Below are 19,514 nucleotides of genomic sequence, written 5' to 3' on the forward strand. Positions count from 1 at the left end.
ACCTCCAGGAAAAATCTCTGGAGGTTGATAAAAAAGCTTATTGGTTCTTCAGCCTAATTTCAGCCCATGAGGAAAAAGTACCGCAAAGTGGTCGTCGGAGGGACCTTTGACAGGCTCCATCTCGGGCATAAGGCGTTGCTGAGGAAGGCCTTCGAAGTGGGGAAGTACGTCTATGTTGGACTGACCGCCGACGAGATGGTGAGGAACAAGCCCCACGCAGATAAAATCCTTCCCTACGAGCTCCGCCTGAGGGATCTGCTCAAGTTCTTCGAGGTTAACGGCTACTCCAACTACAGGATCATCAAGATACACACGGCCATAGGCTTCGCGGATAAGATGAAAAGCCTTGACGCCATAGTCGTCAGTGAGGAGACCTACAAAGGGGCACTCATAGTGAACAGAGCCAGAGAAGAGAGGGGCCTGAAGCCCCTCGAGATAGTGACCATAGGGATCGTAAGGAGCAGCCTCGGGGCGAAGATAAGCTCCTCCCTGATCAGGGCAGGCCTCATCGACCCGCTCGGAAACCCTAGGAAGAGAGATTCACCGTAATGCTCCCCATGTTATTGATACATACTCCATCTGACCTCCTCCCCCTCCCGAGGGTGAGGGCTCCAACGAGGAACCCCATATCCGGCGGGCAGAAAGGGTGGTGGGCTTCAATAAGGCCCCTTAGGATTGGCATCTTGACTCTCAGGAGAGTCTTCCCTATTACCCCCAACCTGAAGTAGAATAATCCCTCCGGATTCAGGAGCATCTTTCCAGCAACCTTTTTTCAAAATATTAAAAGTCCCAACCGGGTCCGAGGAAAAGTTCCTCACCAGGAAAGAATTTAAGAGTTGAGCGTTAATTCACTCCTGGTGATATCTATGACGAAGCTGAAGGAGCCGATAATAGCGATAAACTTCAAGACGTACATCGAGGCCACGGGCGAGAGAGCCCTTGAGATCGCCAAGGCCGCCGAGAAGGTCTGGAAGGAGACTGGAATAACCATAGTGGTCGCGCCGCAGCTGGCTGACCTTTACAGAATTGCCCAGGAGGTCGAGATTCCGGTCTTTGCTCAGCATATAGACCCGATTAAACCGGGAAGCCACACCGGCCACGTCCTCCCGGAGGCAGTTAAGGAAGCCGGGGCCGTCGGAACTCTCCTCAACCATTCGGAGAACAGGATGATCTTAGCAGACCTTGAAGCGGCCATAAGACGCGCCGAGGAAGTTGGATTGATGACGATGGTCTGCTCCAACAACCCAGCAGTCAGCGCCGCTATCGCCGCTCTGGGACCAGATTACGTCGCAGTTGAACCGCCCGAACTGATAGGAACTGGCATTCCAGTCAGCAAGGCCAAGCCGGAAGTCATAACCGACACCGTCGAGCTCGTCAGGAGAGTAAACCCAGAGGTCAAGGTTTTGACTGGCGCGGGTATTTCCACTGGAGAGGACGTCAAGAAGGCTTTGGAGCTCGGAAGCGTTGGCGTTCTCCTCGCGAGTGGTGTTACTAAGGCAAAAGACCCGGAGAAGGCGATAAGGGATTTGGTGTCGCTGATTGTCTGAGCTTTTCTCTTAAAATTTTCAACGCCGATGCGGACAACCTTTGCAAAGCAAAGCCTGATCAAAGTTGAGACTGCCCGATAAAATGTTCCTTTGGATGAGTGCCCCTCTAAATTCTGCAAGTTCGAGGGGATTTCCATTTAACAGGAGACTTTAATTTGGAGTCTGCTTTTCTTTTTGACGCCCTTTGGGCGTCGTACTTTGAGAGACTTCTTGAAAATTGGCCAGTTAAGAAGAAATCCAACTTAAATCGCCTTTTTGAAGGAGTGCACACTCAAAAATCATCATTTTTAGAAGCAGTCAGAATTTTTCCGCCAGCGCCGAAGCTTTTGGGAAAAGCTTCACCAAAAGTTTGTAGCTCTTGGAAAATTTGGGGTATTTGAGTGTGATTACTTCTTGATAGGACGCTCTTAACTTGGAATCTTCTCAACCTGCGAGTTAAAAGGAGTTCCTCCTTGTTGACGCCCTTCGGGCGTCGGTTGAAAGTGAACTCCTCACAAAAGGGTAGGCTTTAATGGATTCCAACACCCCAGAGACCAATCTAACAGCAATCACGCTCTGGAATAGGATTTTGAGAAGGAGCTATGAACCTTGATCAAACTCAACGGGACTATCGTCCCGTGCGTTGAAGCTTCGCTTCAACGTCGCGAAGGCGAAGTTTGTATTGGTAGCCCCGCCGGGATTCGAACCCGGGTCGCGGGATCCAAAGTCCCGCATGCTTGGCCGCTACACCACGGGGCTGCCCGATAGGAAAAGCTAAGAAAGAGCTTATAAACCTTAAGCCCACAAGTAAGCCAACACCCCTGACCCCTTGCTCTCCAAGCTTTGATTGGTGTGCGATTGTCCACTGTCCCCTCTAAAATTGCACGCTTCAGTTCTCTCGCCTTTGAAATAGAGGCAAACTTTTTGATCAAACTTTGCGCAAGCAAAGTTTGCTAGAAGGCGAACTCCTCCACGCTGAAGCTCTCCATGACACGCTCGAAGTCGTTCTCCGGAGCGTAGACGAAGCCGCAGCGGGTGCACTTAAGAACGCCGTTCTCCTCACTCAGTGGGGAAAAGCAGACCGGACAGCGGTACTCCTCACGCTGGAGGGAATCATAGACCTCATCCTTCATCACGAGGAGATTAAGCTCGGCCTCCCAGTCCTCGTGGAGCATGCCCCAGTAGGGCGTTTCGATGGGATAAAAGTCCTCCAAAATCAGGGCGTTTATTCCGATGCTCTTAACACCAGGCGGGAGCTTTCCTGTCGGCTCTATACTGACCACGTACTGATCGTAGAACTCGATGTACTCCGCGCGGATCGTTAAGCCGCGGGAGAGCCTTGAGCGGAGGGGAATAATCTGAAGGAAGAGATTTTCCCGCTCGACGTCCCAGCTCGCGCTTATCGAAACGCTACCCTTAGTAAAGAACTGAGTGATGTAACGGTCGTCCCTTTCTTCACCGGCCAGAGAAAAGCCCAGCTTGGCCATTGCACGGTTTAGGAAGTTCGGCCGCGGGAGCTTCTGGTAGTTTATCAGATACTCCCCTACCCATCCGGCCAGGGGCATGGAATAGCCTAGGAAGACCTGCTTCTGCACGCGGAGGTAGGCGACGCTGGGGAGCAGTTTGAACTGGTGTTGTGTAGGCAGTCTCATCAAAAGGAAGGAAAGTCATAATAATATATATGGTTATCGGCCTAACTGCCGCCGAAGAACTCGTCCAGGCTTATGCCCTTCTTGGGCTTCTTCATCTTGGACTTCTCCTTCCTGATGTCCTTCTCAAGACCTTCAGAAGGCTTGGTCTTTTTCTCAGCTTTTTTAGACTTCTTTTCAGATTTCGTCTCAGCTTTTGACTTCTCAGCCTTTTTCTTGAGCTTCCCGTTGGCCTTAAGCTCGTCAAGGTAACCGTTCCTGCCGTTAGACTTGCCGGTCCTAGCCTTTATCATCTTCTCGCAGATGTCAGCAGAGAAGCCCATCAAAGTCCTCTGCCTCTCCGGAAAGACGTTCTCAAAGAGGCTCTTGATGTCCTTTTCTGTCATGCATATCCTCTGCCTCGTGTAGTCCAGCACGTTGTACCGCGTAACCAACATCTTGGCCGTCGGCAGGTACTTCTCAATTGCACCTTTACTGACGGTCAGGACGATTTTGCCGCCGCACTTGGGGCACTTGCCGGTGAGCGGTGGCCTCCGGTACTTCGTGTTGCACTTGACGCAGCGGAACTCCTGTCTGGTGAAGCTCCTGAGGTTGCCCCTCAGATCTGGAACGAGGTGGGAGTTGATTATCGTCTCGGCAACGTGGTGCTCGTCAACTGCGCGAATACGCTCCGCCAAAGCCAGCTGGCGGGCGACCTTCTCCTCCATGTCGCCGAGCTGTTTGTACAGGCTCATCTTCGGGCCGAGGCCGATGTCATCAGTGTCGTGGGTGAATTTTATGCCTTCGTACATCTCGGGCTTTCCTAGGCGGTCCTCAACGCGCTCGATGAACTTTATCTCCTTGGGCGATTTCATCTCGTAAGTGGCCGCGTAAAACTCGAGTGGATAATACCTGACAACGTCCATGTTGTGAACCTCGCTGTCAACCTCGCGCGGGTCAAGGCGGGTGGTAACGACCAGCGGCGCGTCCATCTTTCCACCGCGCTTTTCGGGCAGGTAGTACTTGCTGAAGTTCAGGAGGGCATCGAGGAGGAGCATTACTGCATCTTCGTCGCCATCACAATTTGCTGTAGTAATATTATTACTAATTATTATAGTATGATACTTCGAGGCACTTAGCGAGTACACGAAGTCGTCGGGAGGTTTAATGTACTGAACTTCAGTGACTCTAAGAAGGCTAACGTCCCCAATCTGAAGGGTAGAAAGCCCATTTTCAAAAACAGGAATCAAATCGCCCTCCTTGACCTCAAATGCCCTCTTCTCTATGAATTTCCCGTTTTCGTAGACAAGAACCGGATGGTCAACGGTTGTCTCAAAGGCCCTTCCCAACTCAAGCTCGAAGCGAATGGTGTGGTCAGTGCTTGGAGCTTTGATGACATCCTCGATATCTGTCAGAACGACCTTTCCGCTCTCTGGGTCAAAGGAGTAAACTTTGACATCAACCTTCGGCTTCCTTCTGACGTAAACCATGTTCTCGTAGTGCTCATCCTCGAAGAGCTCGTAGAGCTCTCTAAGCGTTATCCTCATTGGCATTCCGTCAATCTGGACGAGTATCCTCGTGTCGCCAGGGAAGCAGTTCCTTCTCTTCGCGGCATGATAATACGGGTGAGCATAACCAACCAGCACGTCGGAAAAGCCTATTATCCTGCCAATGATTCCGGCAGACGTGTGGGGAGCAAGACCGATGACGAGGTGGCCTATCAAATCCTCCATCTTCTCGGCGTTGTAGAACCTCGGCAGTCCGTAGAACTTCTCAAGCAGGTCATCTATGAAGCGTGCGACTTTGAGGAGGTACCTGCCAGCCTCGTAGGAGAGGATTACGTCCTGCACCTTGAGCTCGACTATCTGGTCGTCTCGCTCTAACGGTTTGCCCTCGAAGTCGTGGGTGTAGCCAAGCTCGCGGAGCTTCTCAACGCTTACACCTATCTCTCTCGGCTTGAAGTGGGTTATCGGGGCATCGGTGGCGTCGAAACGAATTGTACCATCTTTAAAGACGTAAACGTCGTTCTTGGCCCTGAGTAGGCCTTTCTCTAAAGGTTCAGCCATCTTGTAGCCCGAGGTCATTCCCTGGACGCCCTTGAGCTTGTCTATGCCGTAGACCTTGACGTTCTCCATGGCAGCGCGGAGAAGCTCAGAGGGTTTTATCCTCCGCCTGGTGTAGGGCTTGAGCTCGATCCCACACTTCGGACACCGGAAGTCGAAGTTATCGGCCTCACCCTCAGGATAATCAGTGTTGCACTTCGGGCAGTGCCAGAGAAGCTCTTTCCTCGTTCCGCAGCTAGGACATATATGTTCTGGCCCAACGTGGCCGCATTTTGGACACTTGAAGAAGGCTATCTCCACCTCTGTGGTCTTTCCTTCTTCAGCGGCCTTCTTTATATCACGGGAGCTTCCGCCGGCGAGGCCTATCGGGAAGAGCACCTGAACGGGCGGCTTCATCTTCCTCTCTTTGGCCTTCTCAGGCCTGCCCATTCTCGCGCCGATCCAGCTTATGCCCCTGTCGCGGAGCTTAATCCTGTTGCCCTTGTTGATGATGTCAATTACTGTGTGGAAGGGCTTGGCCTTGAATTCCCACTCGAGGTTGCCGAGAGGAGTCAGTAATGCGGCACTCCAGGGATATTCGATTATGATAACCTTCTTCCGATCTTCCGTCCGCTCCAATCGGTGCGGAAGGCCCAAAAGCTCGAGGTAGCGCTTTATCTTCGAGTCGTTGTCGAGGATGACTTTTCTCGCGAACTTGTTCTTCATGTGCTCGTCCCACCCGATTTGGGCGCCGAGAAGGGCCTTCTGGAGCTCCTCGACTTCCTCCGGCTTTAGTGTGTTCCAGTAGAGGGTGTAGTAGGGGTGGAAGGGAATGTCGAGAACCTTGGAGATGTGTATGGCTTCTTCAATGCTCGGCCTGACGCGAAGAGGGTCTTTAAGGAGCCTTTCAAGGAAGTCAGGATCAAGCTCGATGTATTCAGCGGCCTCTTCTACCGCCTCGCGTGGGTTGTCCTCGAAGGGCTTCAGCTCGACCTCGTAGATATCCACGATGGCTTTAGCAAACTCCTGAATCCACCATTCTTCAGCGTAGTTGGCAGGCAAGAGAGTCTGATTGTTCTCAACAAAGTCGCCGAAGTTAACAAGGGCGTCGCCGACGTAGAGTATCTCCTCGATTTTGTCGCGGATTTTGAGGGCGGTTTGATAGTCGTCAACCCGGATAACCGAGCCATCCTTGAGCTTGACTATCGGGCCTTCGACGGTGGTTGCGGGGGTTACGATACAGCCCTTTCCGGGGCGTTCAGTCTTCATCTGCGTGCCTATGGCTATGAACTCGTCGAGGATGAGCATGGTTGCAGGATTGACGCTCCAGGTTGCGAAGCCACTAACCCTCGAACGGCCGTATCTAAGCCTGAAGCCACCGTTAGTGGAGGGTTCGGCGAAGAGCGGCCTGCCACCGATTATCTCCTTCGTGTACTTCTTGTTGGGGGCGATATTAGCCCTGAACTTCTCGTAGAGTTCGTAGTAGAAGCCCTTCTCAATTTTCTCCTCAACTTTCTCAGTGGGAGCTTCTTCACCGGCGCTCTCGACCTTCTCTTCCTTGACCTCAGCTTTGCCTTTCTCCTTCGCCTCGACGAACTCCTTTATCCAGTCCCAGCCCTCTATGCCCATCTTGTCAATGTACTTGACGAGCTTCTTGGCCTTCTGGAGGACACCTTCAGCAAGAACGAGGATTGCACCGCCGCGCAGGTGGTTGGTCTCCACTCCAGGGACATCGCGGTGGGAAACTTCAACCTTGTCGGTCTCTTCGCCGGTTATCTCTATGGGGATGTTCTTCATGGCAAGTCTTACTTCGTCTGCCTCCGGATGATACTGGAGCCTCGTAACTGCCCGGTGGTAGAGGTCTATCTCCTCAACCATTCTCTCAATGTGCTTCTCGCTCGGCTTGAACCTGTCGAGGCCGAGCTTTTTTCTCACGTAATCGCCAACGAGAACACTCAAAGCCTGGGCCGTTCCACCAGAGCTTCTTATTGGCCCGGCATAGTAGAGGGCTAAGTACTCACTCCCATCAGCCCACTCGTTGCGCTTGATTTTAACGTCGGCTATTCCTTCCAGCGGGGCGGAGACGATGCCCTCAGTGAGAATAGCAAGGGCCGTCCTTACCGCCTGCTCTGCGTATTTCTCCTTGCTCCCAAGGTCACCGAATTTGCCATCTATTATCTCGTCAACGACCTTAAGGGCGGCCAGTTCCTTTCCATACTCTTTGACGAGCGCCCTAATCCTCTCGGCAACGCCTGGAGGGCCAACGAGGCTTTCGACACGACCGGCCATGTCAGTAGCTTGAGGAACCTCAACATCGGTGCTCGGATCCTTACCCTGGGCGCGGGCCTTTCTCGCTATCTCGTAGGCCCTGTCGATCTCGCGCTGGAGAGATTCAAAGTAAGCCTTCATTTCTTCAGAATAAAGCTCGGCCATTGTCAAACACCCTCACAGTACTGGTCAAAGTGCACAACAGCCCTCAAACGGGCGGTTTCCACATCGATTATTGGAACCCTTGCCGGGGTAGGAACGATGTTCACCATCTTCTGGAACTCCGTCTGAGCCTGCCATGTGCCGGTGTTTATCAAAAAGACGCCGTTGTAAATCTTATACTGCATAACGTGGACGTGGCCGGCCTGGAAGAGGTCTGGAACGCTGTCTATGACAAGGGTATCCTCCGGATCCGGAGCTATTGGCACCTTCTCACCGAAGGTGGGTGCAAGGTGGCGGAGCTTGAGGAGGTCGAGCATTGCCTCCGCAGGCCTGTGGTGGGTTCTGTTCGGGATAAAGCTAACGACGTCCTCTATCCCCCTTCCGTGAGCTATGAGAAAGTCCCTGCCGTGAAGCCTTACCACCGCGGGATTGCTTATTATGACCGCGTTCTTGAGCTTAAGGAGTGGTCTGGCGTATTCTTCGTAAAAGCCCGGCTGAGGAAGGGCTGTTCTGGCCGCATCGTGGTTGCCCGGGCCAATGAACATTGTTATATGGTCCGGCACGTTGGAGAGGAGGTTCGCCAAAGCCTCGTACTGATCGAAAATGTCAGGGATAGCAAGCTCGTTGTACTGGCCGGGATAGATGCCTATGCCATCAACGACGTCGCCAGCGATTATCATGTACTTAATCCGGCTCACGAGCTCCTCCTCGGCCCTGTTGTTGACATCTCCGTTGAGCCACTCAAGGAAGCGCATAAAGGCTTTCTCGCAGAACTTATTGCTTCCGACGTGGATGTCACTGAGCAGAACAGCGTAGACCTTTTCTTCGAGGGGTGGCTTTTCGCGCTTGAACTTTGGAACGTCCGGCAGGTAAATCTTATCCGCGAAGAAGATGCCCCTTCCAGAGTAGCGGCCCTTGAAGGCCACCACAGCGTCGGGCATTATCTCGAAGAACTTCTTCGAGTCCTCGTTGTTGCGGTTTATGAAGACCTTGATTATTCCCGTGTTGTCCTCAACCTCGAACATGAAACCCTTAGCAGTCTCCCTCTTGGAGTTCACGAGGCCGATTATCGTGACGTCCTCATCGGTTCTAACGTAACTTAGCTTGGCTATGTCTATCACACTACCTATCTCCGGATTCTCGCGGAGAATGCGGCGCATCTTCTTGAGCCTGCTCCTGAAGTAGTCCGCATAGACCTTGATTATTATCTCCCCTTCCTTGCCCCGGGCGTCCTTAGCCTTTGGAAGGGTGAACTTGACGTTCTTGACATCGAAGGCAATCTCGTAATCATCGGGAATCTCTTTGGCCCTGTAGTGGAAGCCCTCCTTTGGGGATACCCTAAAGTCAGAATAGACGGAATAACTCTTCTCCTCTTCGGGAACCTCCTCGACGTAGGCTATCGGGACACCGTAGTCACCGTAAACTATCTTCGGCTTGACGTCATTATCAGTCTCCTCACTGTTCGCGTAGCCGTGGGCATAACCATTGTCATTTTCAGTCGGAGTCTCTTCGACTGAAATCTCCCCTTCCACTGGAAGGGTTTCATCAGCAACCTCCGAAAGGGAGGCAGCCATGACTTCGGTTTCAGATTCAGAGTCGCCTACGAGGGGGGATTCCCCCAGAGTTCCAGTAGAAATATAACTCTCCCCCCCAGAAAAGTCGGGCTCTTCTTGCCCCGACGGACCCATTTCAGACATATCACCCCCGCTTTCAGAGGAGGTTCCAGTGGAAATAGACGTCTCTTCGCCAGTATCATGAACAACAACCACAGTTGTTGGTTCAGACATTTCTCCACGCATAGCAGATGATTCGGCAGTTCCAGGTATTTCAGTAGGCATTTCCGCTTCAGAAGCCATATCATCCGAAATTTGCTCTTCAGCATGGGGGTGGGATTCTGCAGAAGAAGAGATCGAATTTTCCAATGGAGCCATGCCCTTTTCCATGAGAAACTCCCTGGCAATAGTGGCGTCTATTACAAAGGTACCCCTCGCCTTAGCGAACTTGATGAGCTCCGCGAGAGTAAAGTCCTTCTTATAGCCATCAACGAGAAGGTAATAGGCCGACGGGGTGATTAGATAGTTGTTAGCCATTAAATCCTCAATCAAGCCCATCAGAGCAGCCTCCTCTGGCGGGACATGCTTATAGTGAGCACCGTCTGGAGCTGATGATCATGACGGTATATGTTCTTGACCTTATAAGGAGTTACGTTGAGCCTTATCTCTTTGGTTCTACCATAGCGGCCCTTGCTGACAACCTTGGCGTTTATGATGCCGAGCATGTCTAGTTCATTTATTAAATCACTCACACGCCTCTGAGTTAGCGGTTCAAGATCTATGTGGTCACATAGGGACTTGTAGACAGAATAGACGTCGCCAGTGTTTGCGGGCAACTCGCCGTTCTCGTCCAGGAGAACTATAGCATAGAGGAGAACCTTTGAGTGGAGCGGAAGGGTCTTTATGACCTCCTCCATGGTGTCCTGCTCTATCTTCTCCTGGGCCTTCCAGACGTGGCGCTCGGTTACCTTGCTCGCCCCTTCGCGCTCGGCTATTTCTCCAGCGACGCGGAGCAGGTCGAGGGCGCGCCTTGCATCACCATGCTCGCGGGCTGCCAAGGCGGCACAGAGGGGAACTACACCGTCATCGAGAACACCCTCGTTGAAGGCATCCTTCGCACGCTGCATGAGTATATCCCGCAGCTGGTTGGCGTCATAGGGTGGGAAGACAACCTCCTCCTCGCTTAGACTTGAGAGAACGCGTGGGTCCAGGTAGTCCTTGAACTTGAGGTCGTTGGATATACCGATTATGCTAACCTTCGCCCGGTGAAGTTCGGTGTTTATCCTCGTGAGAGAGTAAAGAATATCGTCACCGCTCTTTTTGATGAGTTTGTCAATCTCATCGAGGACTATGATGACGAAGCGCTCTTTGGCGTCTATGACAGCCTTGAGCTTGGAGTACACCTCATCGGTCGGCCATCCTACGAGCGGAACTTCAACGCCGCTCTCCTCGCGGAAGTAGTTCACAATGTTGGCGAGAACGCGGTACTGTGTATCAACTATCTCGCAGTTGACATAGATAACATCAACGGGAACGTTGTACTTTTGAGATATCTTCTTCAGCTCCTCTGTGACGAACTTTATGGTGACGGTCTTACCAGTACCTGTTTTGCCGTAGACGAAAACGTTGGAAGGAGTTTCACCTCTAAGAACCGGAACAAGGATGTGCGCAAGGTTTTCAATCTGCTCGCGCCTGTGAGGAAGCTCTCTGGGTGTATAGCTATGCCTTAAAACCTCCTTATTTTTGAAAATCTTCTTGGCATGAAGATACTTCTCGAAGATTGAATCAAGGTAATTGTCGTCCATCAGCACCACCCATTCCACTGGAAATCCAGCTCCAGCAGTGATTATTGTACAGAGCTCCGAATCACAGTTGGAACATATGACAATTTTAACGACAATAATTGTAAATCATGCGACTTTATCATCTGGATTATGAACGCTAAACATGTGCTCCACAGGAAGCACCGGATACAGAGGAAAGCATAGGTAGTGAGCCCCAGGGGTTTATATGCCTTGTTGAACAGAGGGATGTAAAAAGAACAGAGAGCCAACAGGAAAATCGTCAGAGATATATTGTGTTGTCCTGTTCACGAGAGTTGGCCTCTTCCTGGGCCTCAAATATCTCTTTAAGCAGCTGTTTGGCATCAGCTTCGGGCATTCCGACTTTAACCACCAAGAAGCGGAGAAGTTCTTCCCGGGTAGCCCCTTTCTGAAGCCTCTCAAAGATCATCCAGACAAGGCGGTCGAACACATCCTGGGCAAAGGCCTCCTCCAAGCCAAGGGCCTCGACGGCCGATTGAAGACCTATCAGAAGGGACGTCAGGGCGTCGTTGAACTCGGCCTTGCCCAAGGATTTCTTGTCGAGGTCCACGCGGAGGTATATCTCATCGTTCATTCCGGAGAGTGTGAATTTCATGAGGTTGACCCTATCATTGAGCAGGAGAAGCGTGTGATACACCTTCAAGCGCTCGTCTTTTGTCATGGAGAGGGTCTCCAGACGAAGAGGAACTATCAGATGGACGAAGTCGTCGGAGAACATCACGAGAAGGCTAAACGGCATACGGGGGTGCTCAGCAACATAAGCGTTCTGACCGACGTTTTTTATGACCCAGGGGAGGTCCACGATGTCCTTAGCGTTGTCGTCACCCTCCCTAAGCCAGCTGAGAACTTGATTCTCAATATCTTCCACTGGAATCACCAAGGGAACTTTTGATTCGAAACTTAATAACGGTATCGCTCCAGCGGAAACTGAAGGGGTCAAAGAACATAATAGTGCATCGAAGGTTTACATTCGAAAATGAACAATAGCATCCAAGAGGACATTTCCACTGAAAGAAGAATGAACATTTTTGGGCAGAAGACTGTATACACTGACGTTCCAAATTGTACCATTTGGGCAAACATACATATTAAACACAAACCAGAACATTAAACGGTTTTGTAGTCCCCCAGAGTTCTGTTTCCTGTGGAGGAGGACTTTGGCTACTCCTATACTATCATTCCGTTTTTGGTGAAACTCTCCCGTCTTCTTTACAATTTCGAATATTTATATTTTTTCATGAACAATGTTCATAAAAAATCTTGAACTTACGGAAGTCATGAAAATTAGTCTAAATATCCAAAGAGTAGATTTAAAACCTGTTGATTTTATGTTTGTAATGTCCTTTATAAATGGAGTTTTCTGTTTTTTCTGACATGTGGGCCATCCATTCTCCGAAACTGGGTTCCAGTGGAAATGAAACTCTGGGGGGTCTTTCAGATAATCATCGAAATGGACTTCCGTTTCCAGTGGAAATATACCTCCATTCTTGGACAACACAAGGCATCAATGATAATTTTTTAAACCTGCCAACGATAGTGTACAACATGATTCCAGTACCCCTCGTTAGAAGACTCCTGAAGCTCAAGATCCGGGTGAGTAGGAACAAGCTTCTCCTAATTGCCACCGTGGTTCTGGGACTGGCGTTAGTTTTTGCGGGTCTGTTCATGTATTCTGAGGGTGTGGACTTCTTTACGGCGTTCTACTGGGCAATAATAACCATGGCCACGATCGGCTATGGAGACATAACCCCCCAAACCGAAGCCGGCCGGATAGTGGCTATGATAGCCGCTGTCGCTGGAATCTCGACTTTCACCGCCCTGGTTTCCGTTCTGGCTGAATACTTCATTTCATCGTCTTTGAGGAGGATGATGGGCATGCACCGCGTAAAGTATTCTAGGCATTACGTTATCATAGGTCAGGGGAGTAGCGTTCCCAGCTGTGTGGGTGAGCTCATGTCGGCGATTTCCTCTGGAGATGCTGATGCGAGGCCAATAGTCGTTGTTCTCCCCAGTGAAGAGGAGCGCAAAAAACTGGAACTTCCGGAAGAAGTGGAGATACTCATTGGGGATCCCACGAATAGAGAAACTCTCGAGAGGGCTCGGGTGGGGGATGCGTCCCATGTGATACTTTCCCTCGAGGATGACTCGAAGTCTGTCTTCACAACCCTAATGATAAAGCGCATGTCCGATGCAAAGGTCTTTGTGGAAGCACTGAAGCCAGAGAGCGTCGAGCTGCTTAAGCAGGCGGGTGCCGACAGGGTTATAACAAGCAGGAGCCTCGCGGGCAGGCTTTTAGCGAGTTCCGTCTTCGAGCCTGAGGTCGTTGATGTCATAGATGACCTCACTACCGCCTCCAGGGGCTATGACATATCCACCATTGTAAGGAAGAACCTCTGGGGTGTTCCCTACATCGAGGCGTTTCAGAAGCTTTATTCGGAGGGCTACTTCCTTGTCGGTTACTACACTGATAGAGCCATCCTCGGACCCAAGCTCAATGAACCCATCCCGGAGGGGGCAAAAACTGCTTGTGATAAGGAGTGTTGTTTCCACTGGAAAGGGCTGAGCTCCTGGGATTTTGGGGCTTTTGCTTTATTATCCTGTGTTTGCTCTACTAAATTTGGTCAGTTTGATGGCCTTTTGGCTTTAGAACCAAAATCTTAAAAGTTCCTTTCCCTGAGAAAAGTATATAACCCTCCAGCTTTTTACCCCTATGAAAGGTAGTCGTAGCGGGTGAGTGGGATGCCGAAGAAAAAGAAGGCTGAGGATGAAATAAAAGAGCTCGAGGAGTTTGAGGAGCTCGACGTTGTTGAGGAGTCATCATCAAGCTCAACCAAGAAGAAGCAGAAAGAGATTAAGACGTTAGAGGATCTTCCGGGCGTTGGTCCCGCCACTGCCGAGAAGCTCCGCGAGGCCGGCTACGACAGCATTGAGGCCATAGCCGTTGCATCTCCGATGGAGCTCAAGGAGATCGCCGGCATAAGCGAGGGAGCGGCACTCAAGATAATCCAAGCTGCCAGAGAGGCAGCCAACATAGGAACCTTCATGCGCGCCGACGAGTACATGGAGAAGCGGAGGACTATAGGCAAGATATCCACTGGAAGCAAGAGCCTCGATAAGCTGGTCGGCGGCGGTATAGAAACCCAGGCCATAACCGAGGTCTTTGGTGAGTTCGGAAGTGGTAAGACCCAGCTGGCCCACACTTTGGCGGTAATGGTTCAGCTCCCGCCAGAGGAAGGCGGACTTCACGGCTCGGTCATCTGGATAGACACTGAGAACACCTTCAGGCCTGAGAGGATACGGCAGATCGCTGAAAACCGCGGCCTCGATCCGGAGGAGGTCCTCAAGAACATCTACGTTGCCAGGGCCTTCAACAGCAACCACCAGATGCTCCTCGTCGAAAGGGCGGAGGAGATAATCAAGGAGAAGGCCGAGACTGACAGGCCCGTCAAGCTTCTCGTCATAGATTCGCTCATGGCCCACTTCAGAAGCGAGTACGTTGGAAGGGGAACCCTCGCCGAGAGGCAGCAGAAGCTGGCAAAGCACCTCGCAGACCTTCACCGCATTGCTGACCTCTACGACATAGCTGTCTTCGTCACCAACCAGGTCCAGGCGAAACCCGACGCCTTCTTCGGCGACCCAACGAGGCCAGTTGGAGGTCATATACTCGCACACTCCGCGACGCTGAGGATATACCTCAGGAAGGGCAAGGCTGGAAAGCGTGTCGCCAGGCTCATAGACAGCCCGCACCTGCCCGAGGGAGAGGCTATATTCCGCATCACCGACAAGGGCGTTGAGGATTAATTTGTTCCTTATTGTTTTTAATGTTGGCGTTTATAGGCTGGGTAGTTCTAATCATAGTAGGATTGAGCTGATATGCTTTGGGTTATGTGGGGGTAGATGGACATCTGTCTCCATTTGTTCTTTCTTTTACTTTGGCTTCTTTTGTCTTGTTCTCCTCTTGATACAATGGTTGAAAATTGGAAATTCTACGAAAAAAAACAGAATAGTTTAAAATTTATAATTAGAAAAACTTTTGAGGGGTTTTGCATTAGTTTTGATGACGACCTCTGGGGGTGTCCTCTGTGGAAGGTTTGGTTAAGAAGGCGGGTGCCATACTCTTGCTTGCCATGCTTTTGAGCCTTCAGCTTGTAGCCACTCCTCAAGCAGTAGCAATGACTACCAGCAACTCTACCATTACCTTCCGCAGGGCAGTCGTTGCTTGGTACGATGAGAAGGACAAGCTTCAGCTCAATGTCACTTGGGTGAACAAGACCATAGACTTCGCGAACTTAACCAACGTCTCATGCTCTTGTCATAACTCAAGCTCTTGCAGTGGCACTAATCTCAATGTTTCTGTTGTCACTCTTTACAACCTCACTACGAAGCACGAGCAGTTATTGTTCTTGGGCATAAGCCTCTACAACAGTACATTCAATTACACGAACGATATACTCTCTGGTTTATAGAGCTGAGAAGAGTCAGTACAACTTCACATTAATTACAAGGATTTTTACTGATCCAGAGACTGGTAAGTACCGAGTTTTCGTTACTGGAATGAACATTGCTCCGAAGGACGAGGATAAGGTCGTTCCGGTTGGTGACAATATCATTACTGCCAACAACTTGACTCTCTCGGAGTACTACTGGACTCTGAACAAGGTTCTCATGAAGCTCAGGCGTGGAGATGAGACGAACTGGATTTGGGGCAGGAGCGCTTACGAGTTGAGGCACTTATCACACTTGGTAAGGCTAAAGTTGCCAGAATACAATCAGGAAAAAGCAGTAGGGGTAACCATAGCAATTGATGTAATTGGGATAACATTAACATGCATAACATATCCTAAGCACATAAGTTGGTGGTGTGCAATTACATCATGTGCAACCTCGATAATATTGGGGATAATTGAATGTGGTGAATGTGCCGCAAGTCTTTTAGCTAGAAAACCAAACACTAAAGCATGTACGGCATGTGTAGCCGCAATTGGCAGTATCAGTGGAGACTGTGGTAAATGTTTTAGTGACTGGACAACAGTCTGTATGCCCGGATATGGGACACCGTCATAGGTGATGATACCATGAATCTCACGTTGACTGGAAATGTAATCTCGGCTCTGATGTTTCCTTTGCTTTTATATTATGCAATCTCGGCCGTAAAATCCCGGGAATTCGAGAAGCCTCAAACCTGGGCAGTACTTGCGGCTCTTTTTATGTCGGTTCGGGGAATATACAGCACTGCAGTTTATTTTAATATCATTCAGTTTTATCTGTTTGTCGATGAATTGCTTAATACATTGGCTGTGGTATCTGTGATTCCAATGTTGCTTACAGTAAGAAGAAAGGGAATGACTAACAAATCAGAGGGAGAAACTTTCCGGGACTATAATCAGTCAGACCACGAAAATAAACGGAAGCTGATTTTTTGAGTTTAAAATGGTTCAGCTTTAAAAATTCTGGTTCGTTCCGTGAGTATTACTTGGTGTCATTGGTAGTGCACTGGGTTTATTTGTTAGTGTCAAAGGTAATCAACTCAGGATTACCCTTAATAGTGTATCTTTGGCTTTTTAGTCGGATGGACTGTTGTGAGTTTTGGATTATCCAAAGGTGGTAGGTAACTATATGCGTTCACTGTTTAAAGTTCCTTTTTAAGACTTCACTTTTATAAACCCCTCTTCTTTACCTCTTCCCATGTCAAAAGTTGAGGCAGTGACGAACCCCTCTCGCGAGGAGCTCCTCGGGATAATCGATTCCGCGCTATCAAAGGAGGCCATGCTGACGATTTTTGCCCGATGTAAGGTTCACTACGACGGCAGGGCTAAGAGCGAGCTAGGCTCCGGGGATAGGGTCATAATCGTCAAGCCGGATGGTGCTTTTCTCATCCACCAGAGCAAGAAGCGTGAGCCTGTCAACTGGCAGCCTCCTGGAAGCTTCGTAACCGTCGAAGAGCGCGATGGGATTATCGTCCTCCGATCCGTAAGAAGGAAGCCCAAAGAAATCCTTGAAGTTGAGCTGGAGGATGTTTACCTCGCCTCCCTCTTTAAGGCCGAGGACTACGAGGAGCTGGCATTAACCGGCAGCGAGGCTGAGATGGCGGAGATGATATTCAAAAACCCCGAGCTAATTGAGCCTGGCTTCAAGCCCCTCTTCCGCGAGAAGTCCATTGGCCACGGCATAGTGGACATCCTTGGAAGGGATAGGGAGGGCAACCTCGTGGTTCTGGAGCTCAAGCGCAGGAGGGCAGATCTCCACGCGGTGAGTCAGCTCAAGCGCTACGTTGAGGCTTTGCGGGCTGAGCACCCAGCCGTCAGGGGAATTCTCGTCGCACCTTCGCTTACCTCTGGCGCTAAGAGGCTCCTTGAAAAAGAGGGTCTGGAATTCAGAAGGGTTCAGCCACCCAAGAGGGAAAGCGTGGCTAAGGGCAGGCAGACGACACTGTTTTAGCCAATGTCCATCTCCTGCGGGAGCATCTCCCTGACCCTGACGAGCAGAATTGTATTCTTCTTCCTTATCTCGACGATTCTTCCCAGTCCCAGCAGCCTCACCTGCGCCCTGCAGACGGTGATTTCCCTCTCGTCGCTCTCCTCCCATGGAATGCGCTGCTCCATGCTCTCGAGTTTTAACAACTCGGCGAGGAGTCCCTCCGTTCCGATGGTTATATCCTGGTAGGTTTCGTAGGTGAGAAAGACCCTTCCCAGCTCGCGCGCCCTTTCGAGGGCTACGACGTTCCTCGCACTTCTGATTTCCAGCGTCTTGTAGGGGCTCCTGAGGAGCTCATCCAGAACGCGTCTCGCGATTCCAGCTAAGGTCACCGCCTCCATGCTCTCACCTCACAGATAGATGCTCTCGTACTGCTTTTCGGCCTTTCTCCTCGCCTGCTCCATCTGCTCATGCATTTTCCTGAGCTGCTCCTCTATCATCTCCGCCTCCTTGATAAGCGGCTCCGTGGAGACCTCTATGGGCGTCAGCTTCTTGAGAACCTCAACAACGTTGGCTGCCGCCCTTGGGTCTGGTCTGTCTCCAAAGGTCTCGCCGAGAAGAACGTAGGCGTCCAAACCTTCTCTGCTAGCCTCCCATAGGAGCTTGCCGCTCATGCCCATTATTGATCCGTACTGGAGTATCTTAACGCCGAGGTTCTCCAGCTCCTTGTTGAGCTCCTCACGCGCACCGACGCCCCACACGTCCATTTTCTCCTTGAAGAAGCCTATGCCAATACCTCCAAGAGAAATGACCTTCGCTGCGTTCATATCTTTCAGATACCTCACCAGCTCCTTTGCTATCTCGCTTACCAGAGTTGGAGGCACGTAGATATCGGCAACGGCGAGGATTATGTTGTCTTTTCCGTAGAACCTGAGTGGTGGGTTGGGCTTTCCCTCAAGGATGAGCGCCATCGGCGGGATGAATGGGCTCTCCACGTAGCCTATCATTTCCATTCCGAGTTCCTTCGCTAAGAAGTTGGCCGCTATGTGGCCTACTAGGCCTATTCCGGGATATCCCTCGATGAGAATGGGGTTCTTTATCTCGGGCAGGACTATCTTGACGGGCTTCCCGTTCTCCATCCTCTCACCCCCGAGAAATTTTTAGTTTCTAAAGGTTATTAAAGTTTCGGAGTTTGGTTTCCACTGGAAAGGCAAGTTTTAAATAATTCGAGCCTGATTTTTACAGGGTGATGTCCAAATGCCGAGGATAGGTATCATAGGCGGTTCTGGTGTTTACGGAGTTTTTGAGCCTGAGGAGACGGTGAAGATCCACACCCCCTACGGGAGACCATCGGCTCCGATCGAGATAGGCGAAATCGAAGGCGTTGAGGTGGCCTTCATACCGCGCCACGGCAAGCACCACGAGTTCCCGCCGCACGAGGTTCCATACAGGGCGAACATCTGGGCCCTCAAGGAGCTCGGCGTCGAGCGCATCATCGGCGTAACCGCCGTCGGCTCGCTCCGCGAGGAGTACAAGCCAGGGGACATAGTCATAACCGACCAGTTCATTGACTTCACGAAAAAGCGCGACTACACCTTCTACAACGGGCCAAGGGTTGCCCACATCAGCATGGCCGACCCCTTCTGCCCCGAGATGAGGGAGATATTCTACGAGACGGCTAAAGAGCTCGGCTTCCCTGTTCACGAGAGGGGCACCTACGTCTGTATCGAGGGACCGAGGTTCTCAACGCGCGCCGAGTCATTCATGTTCCGCCAATTTGCTCACATAATCGGAATGACCCTCGTTCCCGAGATCAACCTCGCCAGGGAGCTCGGAATGTGCTACGTCAACATCGCAACGGTCACAGACTACGACGTCTGGGCAGACAAACCGGTTGATGCCCAGGAAGTCATGAAGGTCATGGCTGAGAATAACTATAAGGTTCAGGAGCTCCTCAAGAAGGGAATTCCGCGCATACCGGAGGAGAGGAAGTGCGGCTGTGCTGATGTTCTCAAGAACGCTTTCGTTTGAGGCTTTTCTTTTGACAACCTTTTTAACTCCCTTGCGGAATATCCCCTCTTAAAAAGCGAGGGTGGTC

Annotated in this window: 17 protein-coding genes and 1 tRNA gene; 9 read left to right on the forward strand and 9 right to left on the reverse strand. The window is 50.9% G+C overall.

The genetic code is table 11. The features are described 5' to 3' along the window. Positions 1 to 66 precede the first annotated feature (66 nt). Entirely contained in the window at positions 67 to 549 is a 483-nt protein-coding gene (gene coaD / locus E3E26_RS02555; RefSeq protein ID WP_167711199.1) for a phosphopantetheine adenylyltransferase, read from the forward strand. On the opposite strand, the gene E3E26_RS02560 is transcribed toward coaD, so the two are convergent. Further along, positions 527 to 754 carry a hypothetical protein gene (locus E3E26_RS02560; RefSeq protein ID WP_167899765.1) on the reverse strand — a complete coding sequence of 76 codons (228 nt, stop codon included), beginning with the start codon at positions 752 to 754 and terminating at the stop codon, positions 527 to 529. The genes coaD and E3E26_RS02560 overlap by 23 nt on opposite strands. A 112-nt stretch (positions 755 to 866) precedes the next feature. On the opposite strand from E3E26_RS02560, the gene tpiA reads away from it, so the two are divergent. Beyond that, positions 867 to 1,547: a triose-phosphate isomerase gene (gene tpiA / locus E3E26_RS02565; protein WP_167899766.1), complete on the forward strand. Its 681-nt coding sequence runs from the start codon at positions 867 to 869 to the stop codon at positions 1,545 to 1,547. 662 nt (positions 1,548 to 2,209) lie between these two features. Here the strand turns inward: tpiA and E3E26_RS02570 are convergent. From E3E26_RS02570 to E3E26_RS02595, 6 genes are all read right to left on the reverse strand, one after another. Beyond that, a tRNA-Gln gene (locus E3E26_RS02570) sits at positions 2,210 to 2,285 on the reverse strand. A 194-nt stretch (positions 2,286 to 2,479) separates the two neighbouring features. After that, positions 2,480 to 3,178 carry a hypothetical protein gene (locus E3E26_RS02575; RefSeq protein WP_167899767.1) on the reverse strand — a complete coding sequence of 233 codons (699 nt, stop codon included), beginning with the start codon at positions 3,176 to 3,178 and terminating at the stop codon, positions 2,480 to 2,482. A gap of 41 nt (positions 3,179 to 3,219) precedes the next feature. Beyond that, complete coding sequence (locus tag E3E26_RS02580) at positions 3,220 to 7,629, reverse strand: DNA-directed DNA polymerase II large subunit (protein WP_167899768.1); 4,410 nt, start codon at positions 7,627 to 7,629, stop codon at positions 3,220 to 3,222. 2 nt (positions 7,630 to 7,631) lie between these two features. After that, positions 7,632 to 9,737 (reverse strand): DNA-directed DNA polymerase II small subunit, encoded by a 2,106-nt coding sequence (locus tag E3E26_RS02585; protein WP_167899769.1) that lies wholly within the window; start codon positions 9,735 to 9,737, stop codon positions 7,632 to 7,634. Continuing rightward, positions 9,737 to 10,984 carry an ORC1-type DNA replication protein gene (locus E3E26_RS02590; protein ID WP_167899770.1) on the reverse strand — a complete coding sequence of 416 codons (1,248 nt, stop codon included), beginning with the start codon at positions 10,982 to 10,984 and terminating at the stop codon, positions 9,737 to 9,739. Before E3E26_RS02590 ends, E3E26_RS02585 begins: the two co-directional genes overlap by 1 nt. A gap of 259 nt (positions 10,985 to 11,243) precedes the next feature. Further along, positions 11,244 to 11,870, reverse strand: a complete 627-nt coding sequence (locus tag E3E26_RS02595) for a DNA-binding protein (RefSeq protein ID WP_167900119.1) — start codon at positions 11,868 to 11,870, stop codon at positions 11,244 to 11,246. Between the two features lie 677 nt (positions 11,871 to 12,547). Here E3E26_RS02595 and E3E26_RS02600 point away from each other — a divergent pair. The 6 genes from E3E26_RS02600 to nucS all read left to right on the forward strand — a co-directional run bounded on the left by E3E26_RS02600 (position 12,548) and on the right by nucS (position 17,440). After that, the gene (locus E3E26_RS02600; protein ID WP_167899771.1) at positions 12,548 to 13,663 is read left to right on the forward strand and encodes a TrkA family potassium uptake protein; all 1,116 of its coding nucleotides are present in this window, start codon (positions 12,548 to 12,550) and stop codon (positions 13,661 to 13,663) included. Between the two features lie 78 nt (positions 13,664 to 13,741). After that, complete coding sequence (gene radA, locus E3E26_RS02605; protein WP_167899772.1) at positions 13,742 to 14,803, forward strand: DNA repair and recombination protein RadA; 1,062 nt, start codon at positions 13,742 to 13,744, stop codon at positions 14,801 to 14,803. Between the two features lie 281 nt (positions 14,804 to 15,084). Continuing rightward, complete coding sequence (locus tag E3E26_RS11355; RefSeq protein WP_370520069.1) at positions 15,085 to 15,468, forward strand: hypothetical protein; 384 nt, start codon at positions 15,085 to 15,087, stop codon at positions 15,466 to 15,468. A gap of 88 nt (positions 15,469 to 15,556) precedes the next feature. Continuing rightward, positions 15,557 to 16,066 (forward strand): hypothetical protein, encoded by a 510-nt coding sequence (locus tag E3E26_RS11360; protein ID WP_370520070.1) that lies wholly within the window; start codon positions 15,557 to 15,559, stop codon positions 16,064 to 16,066. An 11-nt stretch (positions 16,067 to 16,077) separates the two neighbouring features. Continuing rightward, complete coding sequence (locus E3E26_RS02615; RefSeq protein WP_167899773.1) at positions 16,078 to 16,425, forward strand: hypothetical protein; 348 nt, start codon at positions 16,078 to 16,080, stop codon at positions 16,423 to 16,425. A 262-nt stretch (positions 16,426 to 16,687) separates the two neighbouring features. Then, positions 16,688 to 17,440, forward strand: coding sequence for an endonuclease NucS (gene nucS / locus E3E26_RS02620; protein ID WP_167899774.1), 753 nt, complete (start codon positions 16,688 to 16,690; stop codon positions 17,438 to 17,440). Here nucS and E3E26_RS02625 read toward each other — a convergent pair. Continuing rightward, positions 17,437 to 17,817 (reverse strand): DUF473 domain-containing protein, encoded by a 381-nt coding sequence (locus E3E26_RS02625; protein WP_167711217.1) that lies wholly within the window; start codon positions 17,815 to 17,817, stop codon positions 17,437 to 17,439. The genes nucS and E3E26_RS02625 overlap by 4 nt on opposite strands. 9 nt (positions 17,818 to 17,826) lie before the next feature. Beyond that, positions 17,827 to 18,555 (reverse strand): proteasome assembly chaperone family protein, encoded by a 729-nt coding sequence (locus tag E3E26_RS02630; protein WP_167899775.1) that lies wholly within the window; start codon positions 18,553 to 18,555, stop codon positions 17,827 to 17,829. Positions 18,556 to 18,673: 118 nt separating this feature from the next. On the opposite strand from E3E26_RS02630, the gene E3E26_RS02635 reads away from it, so the two are divergent. After that, the gene (locus E3E26_RS02635; RefSeq protein ID WP_167899776.1) at positions 18,674 to 19,447 is read left to right on the forward strand and encodes an S-methyl-5'-thioadenosine phosphorylase; all 774 of its coding nucleotides are present in this window, start codon (positions 18,674 to 18,676) and stop codon (positions 19,445 to 19,447) included. The last annotated feature ends 67 nt before the right edge of the window (positions 19,448 to 19,514 follow it).

The sequence above is a fragment of the Thermococcus sp. LS1 genome, assembly GCF_012027395.1.
Classification (GTDB): Archaea; Methanobacteriota_B; Thermococci; order Thermococcales; family Thermococcaceae; genus Thermococcus.